Genomic DNA, 22,300 nt, shown 5'->3' with positions numbered 1-22,300 from the left:
ATTAATAAAAGGAGTTTTTTATGGATACTTATACATTAGTCAATGGGATCTCTATCCCCAGGATCGGATATGGTACATGGAAAAATCTGAATCCGAAAGAATGCGTCAATGGAATAAAATACGCTCTTGAACTAGGTTTCAAGCACATCGACTGTGCTAGAGTCTATGCAAATGAGAAACTGGTTGGACAGGGCATTCTTGAAAGCGGAGTTGAAAGAAAAGACATATTTATCACAAGTAAGCTTCGTAACAGCGCTCATGGATATGAGCATGTGCGCAAAGAGGTGGAAGCGACGCTTGCCGACCTCAACACGGATTATCTTGATCTTTACCTGATTCACTGGCCTGTGGTTGCCGGACATCAGGAGGACTGGCGTGAAGATAACCTGGATACCTGGAAAGCCTTTGAAGAGCTTTATGAGGAAGGAAAGCTGAAAGCCATCGGTGTCAGCAACTTTTCAGTGAATCATCTGGAGAATCTTGTTGAAAACGCCAGAATCGCGCCCATGGTCAATCAGATTCTCATTCACCCAGGCGTACTGCTCACCGAAGAAATGGAGTACTGCAGAAAGCATGACATCCTTCTGGAAGCCTATTCGCCTCTGGCACCACTTTCCGTTCTCACGAAAAATGAAACCTTCCAGAAAATCATGGCCAATCACGGGAAATCACCTGCTCAGATTCTCATCCGCTTCATACTCGAGCTGGGTGCACTTCCCCTGACTAAGACCATCCACCCCTCCAGAATGTCAGAAAATCTGCATGTGAATGATTTCTCCCTGACGAAAGAGGAAATGGATTTTCTTGCAACATGGTCCCATCCTGACTTCACGCCCAGAGACAACCAGAAGGAACGTCCCCCACAGGCACTGGATGCAAAGATTTAACTGAATACCTGTACTGATTCCAAGACTCTTGTTTTACGAACTGCTTTCACTTTGGGCGTTCATAAGGCTGAATCCTATCAGAGACAAAAATAAGCCATGTAAAAACCAGTTTCTCTGGATTCTACATGGCTCTTTCATATGTTCTTCAATCAGTCACGAATGGTATTGTTCCAGGCATCACAGAAGATGCCCAATCCCTGATTTGTGAAAGGATGTCTGAAGCTGTCCTTATAGACCGCTATTCCCGCCGTCACTATGTCCGCACCCGCCAGAGCGCAGTCCACCATCTGCTTTGGTGTTCTGATTGCCGCACAGATGATTTCCGTTTTTCCTTTATATCCGTAATTCTCGTAGATTGCACAGATATCCTCGATGTATTTTCTGCAGTCTTCTCCGTTTGATTCTTTCCATCCTATGAAGGGAGACACATACATGGAGTGGTTCTTTCCTGCAATCAGAGCCTGGGCAGAAGAGAAAACCAGTGTCAGATTTGTCCTGATGTTCATTTTCTCCAGTTTTCTTGCTGCTTCAATTCCTTCTTCCGTGCAAGGGATCTTGATCACGAAATTACTGGAGATCTTTGCGACTTCCTGTCCCATTGCGATCATTTCCCCTGGGTCTGTGAGATTCGGATTGATTTCCACAGAAATCGGAAAAACCTCTTTGCCTTCTATGCCCTCTTCTTTTACCCACTCTGATATATCCTGAAGAAAAGCATGGAAGGATTTCCCGCTGTTCATGATATGTTTCGGGTTCGTGGTCACTCCGTCAATGCCGAAAGTGTTGTATGCGAATTTGATTTCATCGAGCTTTGCGCTGTCTAAAAAGTATTTCAAGTGTTTTCCTCCTGCTCATTTGATTTTCTGTATGTTTATGCATTGTCCCTGGTTTGGTTTTACGGATTAAGAATGGTTATCTCCCCAGAATAAAGGATCTGATTTCCTCAAGACACAGATCCGGACTGGAGAGAACCGGAATGCCTGTTATCTCCTCGATCTCTTCTTCCAGATGAGCCATGGAAGCCTGGGCCAGGACGATGCAGTCCACATCCGTGATCGTTTCAGCCTGAGAGATAAGCAGCGCATCATGCTTTTCCATATCGTTTCTCTTCAATGCTTTAAACGCTTCACCGTTGACCATGGTCTCAAACCGCATTTTCTTTCCGATTTTCAAGGCTTCCGTACTGAGCTTGTCCAGCGTAGGCCTGATTGTGCTTTCTGCCGTAGCCAGAATCATGATTTTTTCTCCGGTGGTAACCGCTTTTCTGCCCATGGCATCATCGATGGCGATGACGGGAACGGATAGGAAGGGTCGGATCTGTTCCACAATGGGGGTCAGTGTGGAACAAGTTACAACTATGAGATCCGCTCCGGTTAGCTCCGCATTCTTCAGATCGTGAAAAAGTCTTGTTCGGTTTGTCTTTGTGAATTCGCCCACTTCATTGGGATGAATGGCAAGGTAGTCATCCAGAAGATTATAGATTTTCACCTCTTCTTCCAGGACATCTCTTACCTTTTCATCAAAGGTGTTTGCCACATTCTTCACCGTATGAATCAGTGCAATACTTTTCATCAGATCACCCTCTCCTTTCAGTCTATGAGTTCCCACGCACAGTTCAGTGTTCTCTTTGCATTGGCAATGATCATTTCACTGTCTTCGTTACCGAATGGCTTCACCTCAAAACTGACGATATTTCTGTTCTCAGGATTCAGGTAGCCTATTTCCATCAGCTTCTTCAGGTACGCTGCCAGTTCTTCCACATCATTTTCGCTGCCCGGAAACCCGAATCTTGGATGGGTGTCTCCATAACCAGGAAGATTTTCATCCTTGATCACTGTATTGCCCATATGAGCATGGAGCACATACTCTCTGATCGGATCGATGTTTTCATCCAGGGTCTCATGTAGCATCGGAATGTGGCTCAGATCTATAAGAAGGCCAAAGTTGTCAAATTCCTCCGTAAGCGTTTCCGCTAAACGCTTTGCCATATGGACTGGTCCGATGAGTGACTTCTTGTCGATATCATAATCAAACACTTCCAGCGTGATGGGCATATCTCCCTTTTCCTTCGCAAAAGTCAGAATTTCGGCACTGGACTTCAGAAGCGCCTGAAACGATTCTTCCTTCGTTTCTTCCTCGTAATTTCCTGCAAGATAGGAAAACCCTTTGGCTCCGATCTCATAGGCTTCTTCGATCCCTTTCTTCAGCATATCCACCGCTTTTCTTCTTTCTTTCTCAACCAGATGGTTCACATTGAGACCATTCATAAGCAGTAAAGGCTGTCCCCCATAAATGACTTCCATATGGCCGCAGGAGATCATCTCCTTCGCTTCTTGTCTTACTTCGGGGTCTTTGATGTGGGTGATCTCCACCACATCGAAGTAATCATCTTTCACCACTTTCCTGAGGCTTTCCAGAATCGGACCTTCCCCACCTGCCAGGCCATTAAATGCCATATGGAGGATGATCCCCACCTTCATATACTTTCTCATTGATTTCATCATCTAAATCCTCATTTCTTTACATTATATACGCTTCTCGTCTCCATGTGCTTCGATCGCATCGAATCTCATGAATTTCACCAGAAAATGAATGAAGTGGAACAACTCCACCTCATATCATTTCTCTGTATCATTTCATCAGGTTTTCAGCCATTTTTGAAGTCATGATCACTGCATTTTCAAACGCGGAAGTCTTTACGATTCCCTTGCCCGCTATATCAAATGCTGTTCCATGAGCGCAGGTGGCAATGGGTGCAGGAAGTCCTCCCGCAATGGTGATGCCCTGATCGAAGCCCTTCAGCTTCAGTGCAATCTGACCCTGATCGTGATACATGGTCACAACACCATCAAAATCACCATTGAATGCTTTGATGAATAGTATGTCGGAAGGGTAAGGACCGCTGGCATTGACTCCAGCTTCATTCACCTTCTCGATGGTTGGGATGATCACATCAATTTCTTCTCTTCCGCATTTTCCATGTTCTCCTCCATGAGGATTCAAGGCAGCAACACCCAGTCTCGGATTTTCGATTCCAGCCGCTTTCAGTGTCGTGTTTGCCAGAGTGATCGCTCTTGTGATGGTGTTTTCAGTAAGATGAGCGCTTACATCCTTGATCGGAATATGGCTTGTTGTCCTTGTGGTATAGAGATTGGAAACATAGTTGATTTCTCCAAACGGAGCGGTATGTTCAAAAAGATGAGCAAGATAATGATGTTCACTCTCATATTCACAGCCTGCAGCAATCATTGCAGCCTTATTCAGTGGTGCGAAGCAGAATCCGTGAATTCTGTCTTCCTTATACAGATCGGATGCCAGCTTGAGAAGATCAAGAACCGCTTTCCCGCTCTCCACACTCAGTTCACCGTAGTTTACCGTCATCGGGTCAAGATTCTTCTGATCAAGTACCGGGATGCCATTTTCCCATGTGGCTTCCTCTATACGATCTATGATCTGCATCTTCACATCGACATCTGATGCTTCAGCACCTTTTTTCAGCACCCTTGCATCGCCTAAAACAACTGGCCTGCAGTATTCGCTGTAGAAATCTCTCGCTGCGAGTTTTGCGATGATCTCCGGTCCAACTCCTGCAGCATCCCCTACTATAAGTCCTATGATTGGTTTCTTCCTCATGATCTTCCTCCATTCTTTTGTCATCCGCTGTTTCAGAGTAAAGATAGGTAAATCTTCATTCACCTATCTTTTCATCTGATCTTCTGTATACTACTTAATGCCGTTGGCAGTCATAAAGTCGTTCTGATACTGTACTACATATGTAGTAGCATCTGCACTGTTCTTGAAATCTGGTACAAGCTTGTTCTTGTCGATGTAGTCGTTTGTCCACATGTCTGTTCCGGATACCTTCTCAAGCGCTTCTGTCCAGTATGCTACTGCAGCATCGCTCATTTCAGCTGGTGCAGCAACTCCACGCCATACAGGAATCTCAACATTTTCATAGTCCCCGATTTCGCTGAGTGTTGGTGCGGATTCCAGGTTTCCAGTATATCTCTCATTGGCAAGTGCAAGTACCGGAATCAGTGATCCTGCTTCCACATACTGTGTTGCTGCTGCCGGCTTTGACAGTACAAATTCCACGTGTCCACCAAGAGCTGCTGTGATGGCATCACCAGTGGAATCATGTGTGATGAACTTCATGTTGTCCTGTGATACGCCGATTTCTTCCACCATCGCTTCATATGTAGCGATGTCGTCTCCCTTGGAACCGCCGATTACAACGCTTTCTCCATTTTTTGCAGCTTCGATCGCTTCAGCAAAAGTTTCATACTTTGTATGTTCTCCTTTGAAGATCAGCTGCTTGTCTACAGCCATGATTCCGAGGATCTTGAAGTTTTCTGCACGGTTCTTGGTATTCTGAACCATTGGCATAAGGTCTCCACTGTTGAATGTAAGAAGTGTATTGTCGGCTTTGTCGCCCTTAAGATTCGCAACTTCATTACGTCCTACTTCTCCGCCGCCGTCTGTCTTGTTGGTTACAACAAATGTGGACTCCGTGATTTTTTCTGTTGTCATGATGTCACTGATCATTCTTGTGAAAATGTCACTTCCGCCACCAGGGCTGCTTGTAACAATCCATGTCACATTTGATGCAGGAGAGTATGTACCTGAATCTTCTTTTGCTCCACACCCAGCAAGTACAGTTGATAATACAAGTGCCCCAGTAAGTAATGCGATTAGTTTCTTTTTCATTTTTTTCCCCCTAAAATTTTGATTTATATAATTTTAAATTATATCTTTTTTATCTTTCTGATCCTCTTTTCCCTTGTGCACTTCAGACTTTCTGAAGATGCTTCTCACAATAGGTACAATGATCAGTGAAAGGAATATGATCATCAGGAAGAGTGTAATGGGTCTGGTAAAGAAAATATCAAGACTTCCTCCTGAGATGATGAACGCTTTTCTCATATTCGATTCAAGCAGAGGTGCAAGGACAAAAGACAGAAGCATCGGTGCTACAGGGTAGTTATTCTTCTGCAGGAAGTAACTGAATATTCCTGAGACCAGCATGACGAATACGCCATACATGGAATAAGTGGTGCTGTAGGACCCCACAACACATACAACTGTGATGATGGGAATCATGTATTTTGTCGGTACTGCGATGATCTTCGTCAGAAACGGTATGATGAGAATCGCAATGCCCAGTGTGATGAAGTTCGACAGGAAGAGAGATGATATCAGTCCCCATGCGAATTCAGGTTCATTCTGAAACAGTAGCGGTCCTGGACTTAATCCCCACATCATGAGGCCGCCAAGAAGAACTGCTCCTGTACCAGAACCTGGTATACCCAATGCCAGAAGTGGTGCAAAGGCTCCTGCCGCCGCTGCGTTGTTTGCCGCTTCACAGGCTGCGATTCCTTCAATGGCACCTGTTCCTAGAGGTTCTTCATTCTTGAACTTCTTCTGCATGGCATAGCCCATGAAAGATCCGGTGGTCGCTCCCGCTCCCGGAAGGACACCAACAAATGTCCCTAAGAATCCAGAACGGAGTGCCGGTGGAAGAAGTCTCTTGAAGTCATGTTTGGTGAGCCAGCTTCCTTTTATGGAAAGCTTGGTGTCCAGATTCTTATCCGGCATCTTATGCCTTTCATTGACCAGGCTGATGACCTGAGAGAACCCTACGGTTCCGATGACAAAAGGTGTGAACGGGATTCCGCCGAGAAGGTACATATTATTGAAATCATATCTCGGTGCACCGGAAAGGGTATCCATACCCATGCTTGCGATTAGAATTCCAAACATGGTGATGAGAATGCCTTTTATGGGGTTTTCTCCCACCAGCCAGCTGATGGAAGTCATGGCGATGAGTAGAATCGCTGTCATCTCTGAAGGTCCGAATTTCAGACCGAGATCCGCAAGTGCGGGACCAGCGAAGGTCAGAATGATCATGCCGATTGTTCCTCCGATGAAGGAGGACATATTGGCAGTGAAGAGTGCCTGACCTGGCCGCTTCTTTTTCTTGGCCATGGGATATCCGTCAAGGGCAGTCATGACTGCCGGCGAATCTCCCGGAATGTTCAGAAGGATGGCACTGAAGCTCCCTCCGTACATATTGGAGTAGTAGAGCGCACCCAGCATGATGATGGCTGTTGTCGGATTGAATTTGTAGGTCAGAGGCAGAAGCAGTGCCACCCCGGCAAGAGATCCGATTCCAGGCATTGCCCCTACTATGAGTCCCAGTACTGCACCTAAAAGCGCAGCGCCGATGTTCCCAGGGGAAAGTGCCACAAGAAATCCATTTAGAAGTAATTCGATATTTTCCACTTATTTCCCCCCCCTATCCTACGACATATTCCAGCAGTCCCAGCGGGAACTGAATCCCAAGCCACATGCCGAATACACCGATGGTAATGAAAAGTGCGATACTCATGATGATGCCTGTCATTTTCCAGCCGATTTTCTCAAACACTCTCAGCCAGATGAGCAGATAGACAATGATGGTCGGTACAAGTCCGATGATGAAGGTTCCTACGAAAATTCCGACTCCACCAAGAATCACCAGAAATTCATCTTTGAAATATTTCGCTTCCCCCTCTTCTTTCAGGGAAAGAATAAAAGATGCGATTCCTGCAAGAATCATGACAATGGCCATGATGGCTGGAAAAAACCCTGGTCCTGGACCATCTACCCAGAATCCGAGCTGGAAGAAACCCACCAGTGCAAAGAGTGCACCTAAGGCTATAAAAAGTAATGGTATTATTTTTTTGGTATTTGATTTTAACATTGCATTTCCCCCGAATTGCTGATTTATTGATCAAAGAGTCTCATGATCTGCTGTGTTGTCTGAATCAGGTTCTTTCTTGCGATATCCTTATCCATCGCCTCTTCCAGGGAAACGATTTCATTCAGGATAGAGAAGCAGGCATCTATACCCATAGCATTCAGGGTATCCACATCCCGGGATACACTTCCGCCCAGAGCAATGACCTTTGCTCCGTATTTACCGGCTAGCGCTGCGACGCCACCCGGTGCCTTACCCATGGCGCTCTGCGCATCGATTCTTCCTTCTCCTGTGAAGACCAGATCAGCACCTTTAAGTTCCTCTTCCAGACCGACAGCTTCAAGAACCAGCGAGATTCCTTCCTTGAGCTCGGCATGAAGATAGCTGAGGAGTGCGAATCCGAGTCCTCCGGCAGCTCCAGCACCAGGATGATTCCTGTAGTCCTTTCCGATTGCCGCAGCTGTAACATCGGCATAATTTCTCATGCCCTCTTCCAGAAGAGGTTTCGTATGTTCCGTGACCCCTTTCTGAGGTCCGTATATAGCTGTCGCTCCATTGGGTCCCAGCAAGGGATTGTTCACATCACAGGCCACCTGAAAGGTTGCCGTGGAAAGCAGTGGATGTGCATTTTCTGTATTCACGCTTCTGATTTTGGAGAGCCCTTCTCCATCCGGAGAAACCTGTTCTCCTTCCTGGTCCAGAAACTCGAACCCGAGCGCTGTGAGCATCCCTAGGCCACCATCATTGGTGGCGCTTCCCCCGATACCCAGAAGAAAGCTTGTGCATCCTTTTTCCATGGCATCTCTATGATGGCCATATTCTTCTCTTGGAGATACCCGTATGCCGCATTCACTTCTTTTCCTAAAGGACCTTTGACAGGGATCCGGATGAACGCTCCTCCGTATCCTGTCACGAATGCTTCCGTGGTTCCTTCTCCTCCATCCGCCAGAGGCTTGACTACGACTTCATGGGCTCCTGCTTTCAGGATTCCCTCTCTGACTGCTTCCCCGGCTTCCAGAGAAGTCAGGCTTCCTTTAAATGAATCAATGGCTACCACTATTTTCATCTTATCATCACTCTCCTTCATCCTTCAGGTTTTCAAGTGTGTTTTTAGAGATTGACTACATTGATCGGTGAACCTTCAGCATATGCTCTCAGATTGTCCACTGCGATGTCCATGAGTCTCTGTCTTGATTCCTTTGGTGCCCAGGCGATATGTGGAGTGATGTAGATATTCTTCGCCTCAAGGAGGGGGTTATCAGCCTTTATCGGTTCTGTTGAAACCACATCCACACCAGCTCCGCTCACCTTGCCGCTGTTCAGCGCATCCTTAAGATCTTCTTCCACAATCAGAGGTCCTCTGCTGGTGTTGATGATCTTGACACCATCTTTCATTTTTGCGATGTTGTCTTTATTGATGATTCCTTCTGTCTCTTTGAATAATGGACAGTGCAGAGAGATGAAATCAGATTCTCTGAAAAGTTCATCCAGCTCCACATACTTACAGGTATCTGTGACCAGTTCAGGTCTTGTATGCGCATCGTAGGCCAGAACCTTCATTCCTAATGCCTGTGCGATTCTACCTGTTCCCTGTCCGATTCTTCCGAATCCGATGATACCCATGGTCTTGCCTGCTAGTTCTATGAGCGGATGCTTCCAGAATGTCCAGTCCGCATTGTTTGTCCATTCACCGTTTTTCACCGCCTCGGAATGCTCGCCTACATGGTGACACATTTCAAGGAGCAGTGCGATGGCAAACTGTGAGACAGCATCTGTTCCATAGGTTGGGATATTCGTCACAGGAATGTTTCTTTCCCTGGCGGCTTCCACGTCGACCACATTGTATCCGGTGGCAAGCACACTGATGAATTTCACGTTAGGGCAGGCATCAAGGGTCTCTCTGGTGATGGGTGTCTTGTTTGTGTAGACCACTTCCGCGTCTCCGATTCTTGCAACCACATCTTCCGCTTTTGTTCTGTCATATACGGTAAGTTCTCCGAACTTACCCAGCTCATCCCAGGATAAGTCTCCAGGGTTTTCTGTATATCCGTCTAATACTACAATCTTCAATTCTATATCCTCCCTATTCCTAATCTTCAAGTAATGCCCATGCACGTCTTAACACGCGCTTGGTGTTCGCCATGATGATGGCCGGATCTTCGTCTCCCCATGGCTTGACTTCGAAGGAAAGCACATAGGGGTTCTTCGCATTGAAGAAGCCTTCTTCCTTCAGTACTGTCAGGAAATCAACCAGTTCTTCCACATCGTTTGCACTGTCCGGGAATCCGAATCTTGGGTGCTGGTCTCCATAAGCCTCAGCGCCTTCCTTCACCACGGCATTTCCGATATGGAAATGACTGATGTAAGGTCTCAGTGTCTGAATGACGAACTTTGATGTTTCATAGGTGGTGGGGAAGTGGGAAAGATCCACCAGCAGTCCGAAGTTGCTGTGTGTTGTTCTCATATCCTGGGCAAACTTCGCCGCAAAGGGCGCTGGTCCGATGAGGGCCGCTTTGTCCATGTCGAAATCAAATACTTCCAGGTTCACGTTCATATCCAGTGTTTTCGCATAATCGCACACCGCTCTTGTGGTTTTCAGAAGCTGCGCATAGGCTTGATCCTTCGTTTCCTGCTCCCACTTTCCTGAAAGGAAAGCTATGGCTGTAGCGCCAAGCTCCTTTGCTTCATCTAGAGCTTCCATGAGAGTAGCTTCCGCTTTCTTTCTCTCCTCTTCCTCGATGGCATTGGGATTCAGCTTGGGTCCAAGGATTCTTGGCTGTGCTCCGTAGCATACCTTGAGATGGGACTGTCTTAGAACTTTCTTTACCTCTTCTCTTACTGCATCGTCTTTGATCTGTCCGATTTCCACTGCATCGAAGAAATCATCCTTCGCTATGGTCTTTATGCTTTCCAGTACATCCAGACCAGCATAGCTCATGAACTGGATGGTTCCAATCTGGAAATATTTATGTATAGATTCTCTCATATCTTGTCCTCGCTTTCTTTCTCACCGTAACTTTTTCACATTTTAAACTATAATTTTTTCTTCGCTATGGCTTCCTTGGCCTTATCCCGGATGGCTTCCGGACTGAATCCGTATTTTTCAAGAAGTTCATCATAGTCTCCGGATTCCGCAAACTCTGTTGCCCCCACGAATTCCATCGGTGTAGGACATTTTCTTGAAAGCACTTCAGCCACTGCGCTGCCTAGTCCTCCATAGATGCTGTGCTCCTCCACGGTCACCACTGCACCGGTTTTTTCTGCCGCATCTGTAATGATCTTCTCATCAATAGGTTTCACCGTATGGATATTCAGAACGGTTGCCTTGATGCCTTCTTCTTGCAGAAGCTCTGCTGCACGCAGTGTATTATGAAGTATGGTTCCTGTGGCGATCAAAGTCACATCTTCACCGGATTTCAGCGCTACACCCTTGCCGATTTCGAAGGCATAGGATTCATCAAAATACACAGGAGCCGCTGCTCTACTCAGTCTCAGATAGACCGGTCCTTTGAATTCCGAAATGGCTTCCACCGCTTTCTTCGTTTCCACCGCATCACTGACAGAGACGATGGTCATGTTCGGAATGGATCTTATGAAGGCCATATCGGTGATGGCCTGGTGACTTGCACCATCATAGGAGTCAGATAGGCCTGCATAGGTTCCGCACAGCTTCACATTCATAGAGTCGTATGCAATAAGTGTCTGTATCGGATCAATCCCACGAGTGGTCATGAATACTGCAAATGTATTAACAAAAGGAGTGAATCCCTGACTTGCAAAACCTGTAGACATGGAAACCATGTTGAATTCGCTGATGCCCACATTGAAGTATCTTTCAGGAAATTCCTTTCCGAAAAGAATGCTCTTTGTGGAACCCCCCACATCCGCTTCCAGTACCACGATCTTCTCATTTCTTCTGCCAAGTTCCTGCAGGGCTTCACCATATGCATCACGTATCGCGATCATCTTTCCCATTAATTCTGCCCTCCCAGTTCCATTTTCGCTATCTTGTATTCCTCTGGCCCGATGGCTTTGCCATGCCAGATGTTTTTTCCTTCCATAAAGGATACGCCTTTTCCTTTCACGGTTTCTGCAATGATGATGCTCGGTTTGTCTGCTGACATTCTGGCTTCATCTACAGCATTGGAGAAGGAGGCGATATCATGTCCATCACAGCGGATCACATTCCAGCCGAAGGACTCAAACTTGCTTCCAATATCTCCTATGGTCATGATTTCCTCCAGGGTACCATCCAGCTGAACACCATTGTGATCCAGAATCGCAATGAGGTTATTCGCCTTGTATTTGGAAGCCGCCATGGCTGCTTCCCAGATTCCGCCTTCCTGTACTTCTCCGTCTCCCAGAAGCACGTAGGTGTATGCATCGCTTTTCTTCATTCTTTCGCCAAGTGCCATACCAAGACCCGCTCCAAGTCCAAGTCCTAAAGGACCTGCTGAAAGCTCGATGCCTGGTGTCTTATGCGCACATGGATGACCCTGCAGATGACTGTCTGTTTGTCTGAGCGTCATGAGATCCTCCTTGGGGAAGAACCCTCTTTCCGCCATATTGATGTAGAGCATCGGACAGGCATGTCCTTTTGACATGATAAACCGGTCTCTCCCTTCCGCCTTCGGGTTATTCGGATCGATATTCAGTTTATCGAAGTACAGTGTGGTGACGATTTCCGCTGCGGATAGAGAACCACCCGGATGTCCCGTCTGAATATGATGCAGAATATCTATGAGATCATTTCTGAATCGTAAGGTCAGTTCTTTCAGTTCCAGTACTTTTTCTTCAGTCATTTCCTTTCTTTCCTCCTTTGTTTCTTCTATTTCTGATATACCGCATTCAGAATGGGTCTCAGGTGCCGGATGGACTCCCTGGCTGCCACTTCCTGATCGGGAATCTGGAAGATCTCCGTACTATAGGTGCCGTCGTAGCCGCATTCTTTGAATGTCTTTATGATTTTTTCAAAGTCCAGACCGCAGTGCCCTGGATAACGTCTGTTGTTATCCGCCAGATGCACATGGATGTTATAGTCCTGATACTTTCTTATGGCATCGTAGATGTCTTTCTCTTCCAGATTAAGATGGAAGATATCCATCATGAGTCTGAAGTTGTCCTCATCCACGTCTTTCACCATCTGAAGTCCCTCTTCCAATGTATTGATGAAGTTGGTCTGCATGATCGTCACAGTCTCCAGTGCGATTCTGACCTTTCTCTCTTCTGCATAGATGCTGATCTCCTTGAACGCTGCCACCGCCAGGTCCCAGGTTTCCTTTCTGGATAAGACTCTATTGTACTGTCCTCTGATTCTACCGATATTGATATCCGCTTCCAGAAAACCTGCAAAATCGATGATTTCCTTCGTACGCCTGATGGCTTCTTTCCTTATTTCTTCATCCGGATCCGTATAACTGAGCTTCAGCTGACCGAAGATCTCACCTGTACAGACCAGAGCAGCCTGAAGATGATACTTTTCAAGAAGACTCTTCACCTCTTCCCAGTCCAGTTCCTTGGGATTCAGTGTCATAAGTTCAACACCGTCATATCCCAGTTCCGACAGATCCTTAAAGCTCTTCTCCAGTGGTCCCTGGTATGCCGTAACAGATTCATCTATCTTCACATCCGGTGTAGCCACCTGATAACATAACTTCATGCCTTTCTCTCCTATCATTAAATAATTACCGCCAGTTCCTCGTAGGAACTGAGCAGTTTTCTCATGGATTCTATATCCTGAAGTATGAACTTCATGGCTTTCGCTTCATCTCTCTTCGAGATTGCTTCAATGAGTTCATGATGATCTTTCAAGGATCTTTCCACTTTCTTTTCGGTCCAGTTCACGACACCTGTACGTGTATAAGCAAAGAAATCCTGGATATCATCTATATACTCTATGAGCTTCTGATTATCTGATACCTGAGCAATGAATTTGTGAAGCTTGCTGTCCAGCTCGCTGGCTTTTCCGTACTCTCCGCTTTTCAGCTTCATGCTGAATTCATGATATATGCTTTTGAGTTCTTCCACTTCCTCTTCACTGATCATGGAACAGCACATCCTGACAGACAACTCTTCCAGAACGATTCGGATATCAAGCATTTTCAGCAGCTCTTCTTTTGAGATTTCCGCTGCAAAGATTCCTTTTCTTGGTCTGTTTTCCACAAATCCTTCTGCAATCAGTCGATTGATCGCTTCCCGCACCGGGGTTCGACTGACGCCGAATTCCTTTGCGATCTCCTCTTCCCAGATTCGTTCTCCCTGTTTGATACTGCTACTCATCAGCTTCTTTTTCAGCTCATGGTAGACAAATTCTTTCAACCCTGATATTTTCACTTAACGCACTTCCCGTCTACCCATTTAAATCATCTTATAAATTATAATGTATAATGTATAATTTATAATCTACTGTTATTATACATGAATCTTTTATATTCGCAAACCTTTTCAGTTAAATTCTTCAATAAATTCCATGTTTATATTATTGAATCAAGAATTCTGATTATTATGGTCAATTAAGAAGCGCAAAAAAGGGATGCACTTTGTGCATCCTGATGTGTTCCTCTATTCTTCTTCGTTTAGATATTCTCTCATGGATTCGATGTCTTTTCTGACGATTCCTATTGCGCGCTCTTCGTCTTTATTGGCTATGGCTTCCACAATCTTTCTGTGTTCTCCGATGGACCTCTCCACCTTCTTATCTGTCCATTTGATGTTATACCCTCTGGTATAAGCGAAAACATCCTGTATATCATTGATGTAGGAGGACAGCTTCTTATTGTCCGCTACTTCTGCAATATATCTATGAATTTTACTGTCCCACTGACTGGCCTGGATGAAATCTTTCTTTCTGAGCATTTTCTCCAGATTCTTCATGATATCTTGCAGTTCATCGATCTGATCTTCATTGATCTTCTCACAGCAGAGCTTGATTGCCAGGCTCTCAAGGGCAATTCTGACATCCAGCATCTTTGCCAGTTCATTTTTCGAAATAACCGCAGCAAAGACTCCTTTTCTCGGTCTGTTCTCTACAAACCCTTCTGCTACGAGCTGATTGATTGCTTCTCTTACAGGCGTTCTGCTGACCTCCAGCTCCTCTGCTATGATTTCTTCATATATTCTTTCACCTGGTTTGATCACATTGCTGATCAGCTTTTTCTTCAGTTCATGATAGACATATTCTTTCAATCCCGAAAACTTCATTTTTTCCTCCTTGTCAGTCTGTCTTCTCCGACTTTATGACCTGAATCTCTCATCTCTGAAGTCACCAATAACACAGCAATCAGATCTGATTAATTCGTTAAACCTTTCACTGCTTACATTATAACTAATGTACGTACAAATGATAAGAGCAAACTTCTAAAAAGCTCTATGAATCCATTATATAAATCATATTCTGATTGCAATGTCAGAAATATAACTCTATCTTCAAAAAAATAAGCAACAAGCTTTAACCCAGAAACATCATATGTATGAAGAAATGAACCAGTTCTAGCGCTGGTTCATTTTCTCTATCTATTCATTTCATCATATTGTTCCATCAATCCGATGGATCCCAACTGGTATGGCGGGTTTATATTTAGCGATTCCTCATAGTTTACCAAAATCAGCTCCAGACAGATCTTTTCATCGAGAGGTCTGTCAAATATTTCCGGATTCCTTTCGTAATCCATTCTAGTGGCTGGAATCTGATAGACCATATGCCTTTCATTGATCAGGTACTGGTCTCCTCCATAGAAAAGGAGGTCAATTTCTCCAGTTCGATCCGGATCAGCAAGAGATAAGGTATGATAGAACATTTCTGCGGCCCCACCAGACATCAGGACAGTATATCTACCCCAGTCTTTTCCGATGAGGATGCTGTAGTATGACTCCTTCTTGTCTTCCACAATAAAAAGCCACTCCTCTTTCTCTTCCATGATATCGTTCATGGATTCATAGTTCCTGCTAAGGTCAATCTCTCTGATATAGTTCACCTTATACCCCTTCTCACCGATGGTGTACTTCTCCTTTGTGAGATTATGACCTGCTCTCAAGTTCTCCACCAGATCAAGCACCTGCTTTGGTATGTCCCCTCCAAGTCCTTCTGCAGGACTTGCCACGCCATAGCCGGGAATGAATTCCATGACTTTTCTCACTGTAACGACAAGGTCCTTCTCGCCGAAAGAAAAGAAAGCCAGAAATGCCATCAGCATAATCGAAGCTCCCACTACCCAGATTCCCCTGGAGTTTCTCTGGCCCCTTCTTTCTGCACCGGTTCTCTTTTTCACAGAAGAGGCGATTCTTCTTCTTGTGATCTCGTCTATAGGAAACTCCATTTCTCCACTCAGAAGATCGGATGTCTCTTTTTCATCCAGTTCATCTAGGACGCTGCTTATTCTTTCATCCATTATCATTCCCTCCCAGCAGTTTTCTCAATTTATTTCGACCTCTGGACACTTTCTTGTCTATGGTATTTTCTCTGATGCCCAGTTCATGGGATATGGATCTGGTACTCTGTCTGAAATAGTACTTTCGTATGAAAATCTCACTGTCTGGTTCCCTTAAGGTCTTTATCAGGCTTAGGATTTCCGCTATATCCTCTTTCTCGATCAGAACATCGTCAATTCCTGAATGACTGGATTCTATAGGACTGATATACTTTTCTTCGAATGACACGGAAAAAGTCTCCTTATCATTTCTGCTTCTATACAGACCAATGGCTTTTCGCTTTGCAATCACCGCAATATATCCCTTGATGGAACCTTTTCCAAGATCAATGGCATTTCTCTGCCTATAGATCTCATGAAATACATCAATCACACATTCCTCCACGTCTTCCTTTGAGGAGAAAGTGGATATTCTATTCTTCACAATATTGTAGACCATGCCCATATATAAGGTCATCATCTGATCAATCCCTTTATCCGGATTCTTTTCAATCATTTTCATCAATTCGCGATCCGACAACTAAAATTCACCTACCTTTCAAAAATTACCTTCTTACTATATATATTAGCTTATATGAAGATATTTCTGACACTATTTCTGACCCCACTGAAAATATCTTATGATGAAGGCAAAGCTCAACTTAAAAAGGTTCTCAATCATAGTACTCCTTCTGTTAGATTACAATATATTGGTATAACGAAAGAAGTATTAACAGACCTTTTGAGCAATTTAAACTTATAAAGTTTAAAAGACCATATAAACCACTTTTTTGCGGTTTATAGGCCTTTTTTTATACATCTAATTGAACATTGTCAAGGGTGACGAAACCTTCTTATAGAGTCAATGAAAAGTAAACGAAAGATAAGACATAGGGAACCGAAAGAGCTTGGTGGCAAAGACCCAAAGAGAGATACTTCCAACCATAAAATTGCTGTGGTTGTAGTCCAAGTCCGTAATAGTAACGTAGTAGCTTGGAAAGCTGGTCGTGGTTGTGTACAATCAGAAAAACAGATATCGTAATTGGGCAATATAAAGACCCATCTGCTTTGCTGTGCACAGATCCAGCTACAAATTTTAAGAAGTTCGCTTTAATTAAGGGTTAAAACAAGAAACTGTTAATGTGAGCAAAGAAGGTTATGTCAAAAAAGGCATATACCACCTACAACACGTCTATTACTTTCATAGACGTTTGGAAGATTGAATGGAAAGATTTCAAGACGTGGCTAATATATATTTGGATACCTAGCTCTACTGGTCTCGTTGGCTTCAATTAGGGAAAATTACCATATGAAAAACAAGTTGAACAAATGTTATTTCCGCTTGTAGAAAATCTGATTGTTCAACTTGTTGAAGACTTTCGTGGTTAGTTAGATTAAATTCAATACGAATAAATCTACAACGACCACTAAACCGAAGGAAATAAATCCTGCTAATTTTACTGGATGAGTAATTTTATATTTATTAAAAGGAGTTACCCTGTTTACAATTTCCCAAAACAAAGCCGTTCCGATTAAAATGATTAGTCCACCAACAATGAATGTATTTTCCATTGAATTTGCCACTCTAACAATGTGGTCAATGAATAATAACCATAAGTACCCTAAAAAGGCATTTAGAATGATGGATAGAGCAACTTCCTTTGTTTTCAATGACATTTCCCCCTTTTGAATTATCTGAATTTAATGAAATTTTATCACGTTTCATTTTATTTGTAAATTAACAATATATTTTTTAATCAAAACAAGGTATCTTCTTTATCTAAATCAACTATAGTATTTACGAAATCAATAACATCTTCTTCTTCATTAAAAAATCAATCCTTAATTTGTTAAATCAGCTGATTTACTTTTTTTCTTAATAAAAAAAGCAATGACTTGAATCATCAAAATCATTGCAATTACTTGTATGGAGCTACTAGGCGGAATCGAACCGCCGACCTGCTGATTACGAATCAGAAAGACTGTTTTCATTATCTTACTACTACTCTTCATAAACCCTTTATTCATGCCATTTAAGATGATGCACCTTAATTATCTTCTTGTAACTTCTTATGCTTTTTTGAATCTTTAGTACCCATTTAGTACCCATTTAGTACCCATTTAGTACCCATTTAAACTTGATCTTCGGCTCAATACTATCCGTTTCTCGTCTTCGGACATCCCTGTCTAAAAACTCATTTCAACAAAGTCGTCTCTCTGGAGTATCCTAAGGCTTTCAGCGAGCCTCTCATTGCACACCTATTTTGCTATACTTCCCTGCTGCTAAATACTCCTTGGATTCCATATAGGAGCCTATCTCCTTTCCATTCACATTTCAAAGACCATCTCCATTGAACACGTCTTTCCTAGAAACTGATTACTTTACAGTTAGGGAGCCTATGTTCTTTTTTATATATCGATTATTATTCAGATCTGAAATTAAGTAAAAATCAGGTTCGAGAGTTCTTTGGGCGATATCTAATTCTTTAGCGATAAAATCATTATTATAAGTACCTAATATAACAACTTCGTCATTAATCGTTGTGAATGTATCTTGCTTATGAGCATTATAGCTCCCTAACTGAAAAGTTAATGAACTAACCATATATCCAGTTACCAAAATCAGCGGAAGCGAAGGGAAGTATCTCCTAATATTATTATTAATTGATTTCTTATACTCAAAGGTATCAATGGCTTTCAGAGTTTTATTATACTCTGCAACCACTTTGTTTTTATAACCTTTTAACTTTCTTTGAGTAATAAAGGGGACCAAAAAATCTATAATAAACATACCTCCAATAAGTATTATATATATATTATAGGGGTCTTTATAGATATGAGCACCTAATATTGAATTAATTGTTGAAATGGTTCCAAAATAAATATACTTAAACACTAATTTAACAATTATCGGATCAGATGTGTCAGGGATAATTCCAGTGATTATGCTAACTACTATGTAGATTAAGTAAGCAAATCCTAAAATTGAAACGAAAGAAGTTAGAACGTTCTCTATTCTTATCTCTATCAAGAATGAAGGTAGATTGAAGAAGCTATAATATCCATCCTGATATCGATACGAAAGCAAATAAGAATATGCAGTAAGAAAAGCAATAATAAGACCATCTACTACAATGCCTTTTGTCTCTTTTTTCTCCATATACAGATATCCTCTCCTTCACCCTTCAAAGTATTTGCATTTTCTATTTCATCAGGTCCTTGTTCTTAAGTTCTTATAGGCTTCCTTGGCGATGACCTGCATGACAGAATTGTAGAAGGCTTTATCTTCAAAGAGTCTTGTGAATGACTTCATTTCTTCCGTATAGTGGGTCATGGATTCCATATAGCTGTCCTGCGCTGCCTTGTCGAATGTCTTTGGAAAGATGCTTTTCTCGAAGATCTCTGAATCATTGTGCTTTGCCTGCTTCTCCAGATTGTTTTCTTCTTTCATGATCTTATTGTAGAGCGTTTCCACGATCACACGGTCGGACTCATTGAACTTCCCTTCGAAGAGCAGGTTGATCTTGTTGATGATCTCTCCCAGAAGATCCCTCTTGTCATCTTCCTTCTCCTTGGTTCCTCCTATGACATGATGCAGATGATCTTCAGTTGGATTGAGCGTGATATCGCCTTTGAAGGTTTCTTCCAGTTTGTAGAACTCCAGCTTCAGCTTCTCGTCCAGATTCAGCTTCTCCGTCTCTGTGGGTGGAATGAGCCTTGCCAGATAGGAAGTGAAGGTGAACTCCTTGTGAAGGGGTATATCGAACATTCTCGTGATTTGCGTGATGTAGGTGTACCACTTGTTGAAGCTACGGATATTACGCCTGAACATGTATCTGTCGTTGGTGTTCAGATCGTTGTAGCGATCCACTATGGGCTTCAGAAGACTCGTCATCTTTCCAAGATCCACAGCAGTCTGATTTCCGGGCTTGAAGTTGATCTTCACGAACTTCTCGATATCCGCATCATTGTATAACTTGTACTCTCTGAGCTTCTCCTTGCTGAGATAGATCTTGTCGACGTCTATCTCCTCACCGAGGCTCGTCTCCTCATAGAAGGGCTCAAAGGCCTTCTGGATGTCCTCATTGGTGTTCACGAAGTCCAGTATGAAGGTATCGTTCTTTCCAGGGTGGATTCTGTTCAGTCTTGACAGGGTCTGTACCGCCTTCACTCCATTTAGTCTTTTGTCCACGAACATGGAGTGGAGAAGGGGTTCATCAAATCCGGTCTGGTACTTCTCAGCAACGATGAGCATGTTGAAGTCATCATGGAAGACTTCCGGAAGCTGCTTTTCGTTGACCGGGGTTCCATCCTTGCTGCGATTCATGCCTGATTCCGTATATTCTGCCTCACCATCCTTCACGACACCGGAGAAGGCCACCAGAATGTCCACATCGTCGTAGTTCATTCTTTCGAGGTAGTTCTTGAATTCATGGTAATATCGCACAGCATGGAGTCTGGAAGCCGTGACGACCATGGCTTTCGCTCGTCCTCCGATCTTGTCCTTGGTGATGCTTCTGAAGTGTTCTATGATGATGGCCGTCTTCTGCTGCAGGTTATGCGGATGAAGCGACTCGAATCGCTTGACGGTCTTGGCTGCAAGAGAAACCGGAACCTCTGGATTGTCTGGAGTCTTCTTGGCGATTCTGAAGCAGGTCCGATAGGTCATATAGTTCTTCAGCACATCCAGAATGAATCCTTCTTCTATGGCCTGTCTCATGCTGTATACATGGAAAGGGTGGAAGGTTCCGTCCAGCGCTTCTGTCCCGAACATCTCCAGCGTTTTCTCCTTAGGTGTTGCCGTGAATGCGAAGAAGCTCAGGTTTCTGTGTCTTCCATGTGTGATGATTTCCTGGATCAGTCTGTCTTCTCCGTCCAGAATTTCTGATTCCAGCTTCCCTTCGATCTCCGCATACTCCCGTAGCGCTTCCTGGGTGTCTGCAAGAGCTGTCTTCAGCTTCATGGCGCTTTGGCCTGTCTGGCTGGAATGCGCTTCGTCCACGAGTATGGCGAAGTTTCTTCCGTTGTTGTCATCGATCTCCTGATAGATCACAGGGAATTTCTGTAGAGTGGTCACGATGATCCGTTTGCCGTCGTTTATGGCATCTCTGAGGTCCTTGGAGGTCTTGTTGTTTCCTATGGTCTCCACCAGTCCTGACTGGTGCTCGAAGCTTGAAATCGTGTCCTGAAGCTGACTGTCGAGGACCTTTCTGTCCGTCACGACAATGACCGATGCGAAGATGGATCGGTTGTCATCATCATGAAGACTGGCCAGTCGATAGGCTGTCCAGGCGATGGAATTGGACTTTCCTGATCCTGCAGAGTGCTGAATCAGATAGTTGCTTCCGCTTCCGTTTTCTCTCACATCTGCTATGAGCTTTCTCACCACATCCAGCTGATGATATCTGGGGAAGATGAGGGTCTTCTTCTTTTCGGTCTTTTCCTTTCCGTCTTTCACGACTTTGACTTCCTTGACCTGAAGATGGATGAACTTCTGAATGATGTCGAGGAGGGAATCCTTCTGGAGGACTCTTTCCCAGAGATAGGAGGTGGCATACCCTTCGGCATTCATGGGGTTGCCCTTACCGCCGTTTGCACCGGCTCCTGCGCTTCCCTGATCAAAGGGAAGGAAATAGGTCTTCTTTCCATCAAGTCTGGTGGTCATGACGACGTTATAGAGATCCACACCGAAGTAGACGAGGATTCTTCTGTTGAACTGGAATACCAGCTCTTTGGGATTGCGATCATACATGTACTGGTTCCTGGAATTGTCGATGGACTGTCCTGTGAGCTGATTCTTGAGCTCCAGAGCGACGATCGGAATGCCGTTCAGGGACAATACCATGTCCACGGAGTTGTTGTTGTCATTGGAATAACGGAACTGCCTGGTCACATGGAGCGTATTCTCTCTGTAGAGGTCCCAGAGCCTCATATTCAGCTCAGATTCGGGTTTGAAGTAGGCTACCCTGAAGTCTATGCCTCTGTACTTGAAACCGTGTCTGAGGACGTGTATGAGCCCGAAATTGGTGATGGCATCGTTGATAGCCTTATAGAACTTCTTCTCGATGTCGGATACCGTCATACGCTCAAAGCGATCCCATTCCTTGGGTTGAGTAGCCTTCACATAGGTGATTAACGTTCCCATATCCAGTGCTTTATCCTTGTCGTATTTCTTCATGTCACCTTTCTGATAGCCTCCGGCTGGAGATAGCAGGTAGGTTTCAATGTCCTGTTCGAATCGTATTTCCTTATATTCCATTATGATCCCT

Annotated in this window: 20 protein-coding genes and 2 pseudogenes; 2 read left to right on the top strand and 20 right to left on the bottom strand. The window is 44.1% G+C overall.

Annotation, left to right across the window (positions count from 1 at the left end; translation table 11 throughout):
- Nucleotides 1–20 precede the first annotated feature (20 nt).
- The gene (locus ACHAL6_RS11810) at nt 21–887 is read left to right on the top strand and encodes an aldo/keto reductase (protein ID WP_395270873.1); all 867 of its coding nucleotides are present in this window, start codon (nt 21–23) and stop codon (nt 885–887) included.
- Between the two features lie 149 nt (nt 888–1,036).
- Here the strand turns inward: ACHAL6_RS11810 and ACHAL6_RS11805 are convergent, their stop codons facing one another.
- The 17 genes and pseudogenes from ACHAL6_RS11805 to ACHAL6_RS11725 form a co-directional block, all read right to left on the bottom strand.
- A complete protein-coding gene (locus tag ACHAL6_RS11805) occupies nt 1,037–1,723 on the bottom strand; it encodes a transaldolase family protein (protein WP_395270872.1) in 687 nt (228 codons plus the stop codon).
- Nucleotides 1,724–1,799: 76 nt separating this feature from the next.
- Entirely contained in the window at nt 1,800–2,459 is a 660-nt protein-coding gene (locus tag ACHAL6_RS11800; RefSeq protein WP_395270871.1) for an aspartate/glutamate racemase family protein, read from the bottom strand.
- A gap of 17 nt (nt 2,460–2,476) precedes the next feature.
- Nucleotides 2,477–3,391 carry a sugar phosphate isomerase/epimerase family protein gene (locus ACHAL6_RS11795; RefSeq protein WP_395270870.1) on the bottom strand — a complete coding sequence of 305 codons (915 nt, stop codon included), beginning with the start codon at nt 3,389–3,391 and terminating at the stop codon, nt 2,477–2,479.
- A 127-nt stretch (nt 3,392–3,518) separates the two neighbouring features.
- Nucleotides 3,519–4,520, bottom strand: a complete 1,002-nt coding sequence (locus ACHAL6_RS11790; protein WP_395270869.1) for a 4-hydroxythreonine-4-phosphate dehydrogenase PdxA — start codon at nt 4,518–4,520, stop codon at nt 3,519–3,521.
- A 90-nt stretch (nt 4,521–4,610) separates the two neighbouring features.
- Nucleotides 4,611–5,594: a Bug family tripartite tricarboxylate transporter substrate binding protein gene (locus ACHAL6_RS11785; RefSeq protein ID WP_395270868.1), complete on the bottom strand. Its 984-nt coding sequence runs from the start codon at nt 5,592–5,594 to the stop codon at nt 4,611–4,613.
- Between the two features lie 33 nt (nt 5,595–5,627).
- Nucleotides 5,628–7,169 (bottom strand): tripartite tricarboxylate transporter permease, encoded by a 1,542-nt coding sequence (locus ACHAL6_RS11780; protein ID WP_395270867.1) that lies wholly within the window; start codon nt 7,167–7,169, stop codon nt 5,628–5,630.
- 13 nt (nt 7,170–7,182) lie between these two features.
- The gene (locus ACHAL6_RS11775) at nt 7,183–7,629 is read right to left on the bottom strand and encodes a tripartite tricarboxylate transporter TctB family protein (RefSeq protein WP_395270866.1); all 447 of its coding nucleotides are present in this window, start codon (nt 7,627–7,629) and stop codon (nt 7,183–7,185) included.
- Between the two features lie 23 nt (nt 7,630–7,652).
- A pseudogene (locus ACHAL6_RS11770) lies at nt 7,653–8,692 on the bottom strand (glycerate kinase).
- Nucleotides 8,693–8,736: 44 nt separating this feature from the next.
- Nucleotides 8,737–9,696: a D-2-hydroxyacid dehydrogenase gene (locus tag ACHAL6_RS11765; RefSeq protein WP_395270865.1), complete on the bottom strand. Its 960-nt coding sequence runs from the start codon at nt 9,694–9,696 to the stop codon at nt 8,737–8,739.
- Nucleotides 9,697–9,715: 19 nt separating this feature from the next.
- A complete protein-coding gene (locus ACHAL6_RS11760; protein WP_395270864.1) occupies nt 9,716–10,612 on the bottom strand; it encodes a sugar phosphate isomerase/epimerase family protein in 897 nt (298 codons plus the stop codon).
- Nucleotides 10,613–10,659: 47 nt separating this feature from the next.
- The gene (locus ACHAL6_RS11755) at nt 10,660–11,601 is read right to left on the bottom strand and encodes a transketolase family protein (protein WP_395270863.1); all 942 of its coding nucleotides are present in this window, start codon (nt 11,599–11,601) and stop codon (nt 10,660–10,662) included.
- A complete protein-coding gene (locus ACHAL6_RS11750; RefSeq protein ID WP_395270862.1) occupies nt 11,601–12,428 on the bottom strand; it encodes a transketolase in 828 nt (275 codons plus the stop codon). Before ACHAL6_RS11750 ends, ACHAL6_RS11755 begins: the two co-directional genes overlap by 1 nt.
- Before the next feature lie 26 nt (nt 12,429–12,454).
- Complete coding sequence (locus tag ACHAL6_RS11745; protein WP_395270861.1) at nt 12,455–13,285, bottom strand: sugar phosphate isomerase/epimerase family protein; 831 nt, start codon at nt 13,283–13,285, stop codon at nt 12,455–12,457.
- Between the two features lie 17 nt (nt 13,286–13,302).
- Nucleotides 13,303–13,959 (bottom strand): GntR family transcriptional regulator, encoded by a 657-nt coding sequence (locus tag ACHAL6_RS11740; RefSeq protein ID WP_395270860.1) that lies wholly within the window; start codon nt 13,957–13,959, stop codon nt 13,303–13,305.
- Between the two features lie 228 nt (nt 13,960–14,187).
- Nucleotides 14,188–14,826 (bottom strand): GntR family transcriptional regulator, encoded by a 639-nt coding sequence (locus ACHAL6_RS11735; protein ID WP_395270859.1) that lies wholly within the window; start codon nt 14,824–14,826, stop codon nt 14,188–14,190.
- 308 nt (nt 14,827–15,134) lie between these two features.
- Nucleotides 15,135–16,013, bottom strand: a complete 879-nt coding sequence (locus ACHAL6_RS11730; protein WP_395270858.1) for a hypothetical protein — start codon at nt 16,011–16,013, stop codon at nt 15,135–15,137.
- The gene (locus ACHAL6_RS11725) at nt 16,006–16,572 is read right to left on the bottom strand and encodes a sigma-70 family RNA polymerase sigma factor (RefSeq protein ID WP_395270857.1); all 567 of its coding nucleotides are present in this window, start codon (nt 16,570–16,572) and stop codon (nt 16,006–16,008) included. Before ACHAL6_RS11725 ends, ACHAL6_RS11730 begins: the two co-directional genes overlap by 8 nt.
- A 289-nt stretch (nt 16,573–16,861) precedes the next feature.
- Between ACHAL6_RS11725 and ACHAL6_RS11720 the strand changes: the two are divergent.
- A pseudogene (locus ACHAL6_RS11720) lies at nt 16,862–17,404 on the top strand (IS1595 family transposase); the annotation flags it as partial.
- 16 nt (nt 17,405–17,420) lie between these two features.
- Here the strand turns inward: ACHAL6_RS11720 and ACHAL6_RS11715 are convergent.
- From ACHAL6_RS11715 to ACHAL6_RS11705, 3 genes are all read right to left on the bottom strand, one after another.
- Nucleotides 17,421–17,702, bottom strand: a complete 282-nt coding sequence (locus tag ACHAL6_RS11715; RefSeq protein ID WP_395270856.1) for a hypothetical protein — start codon at nt 17,700–17,702, stop codon at nt 17,421–17,423.
- 706 nt (nt 17,703–18,408) lie between these two features.
- Nucleotides 18,409–19,191: a hypothetical protein gene (locus ACHAL6_RS11710; RefSeq protein ID WP_395270855.1), complete on the bottom strand. Its 783-nt coding sequence runs from the start codon at nt 19,189–19,191 to the stop codon at nt 18,409–18,411.
- Nucleotides 19,192–19,242: 51 nt separating this feature from the next.
- A complete protein-coding gene (locus ACHAL6_RS11705; protein ID WP_395270854.1) occupies nt 19,243–22,290 on the bottom strand; it encodes a type I restriction endonuclease subunit R in 3,048 nt (1,015 codons plus the stop codon).
- Nucleotides 22,291–22,300: the final 10 nt, after the last annotated feature.

This window comes from Proteiniclasticum sp. C24MP (genome assembly GCF_043951855.1).
In the GTDB taxonomy this organism is placed as follows: domain Bacteria; phylum Bacillota; class Clostridia; order Clostridiales; family Clostridiaceae; genus Proteiniclasticum.
The sequence above is the reverse complement of the archived record's forward strand: the minus strand, read 5'-3'. Positions and strand labels throughout refer to the sequence as shown.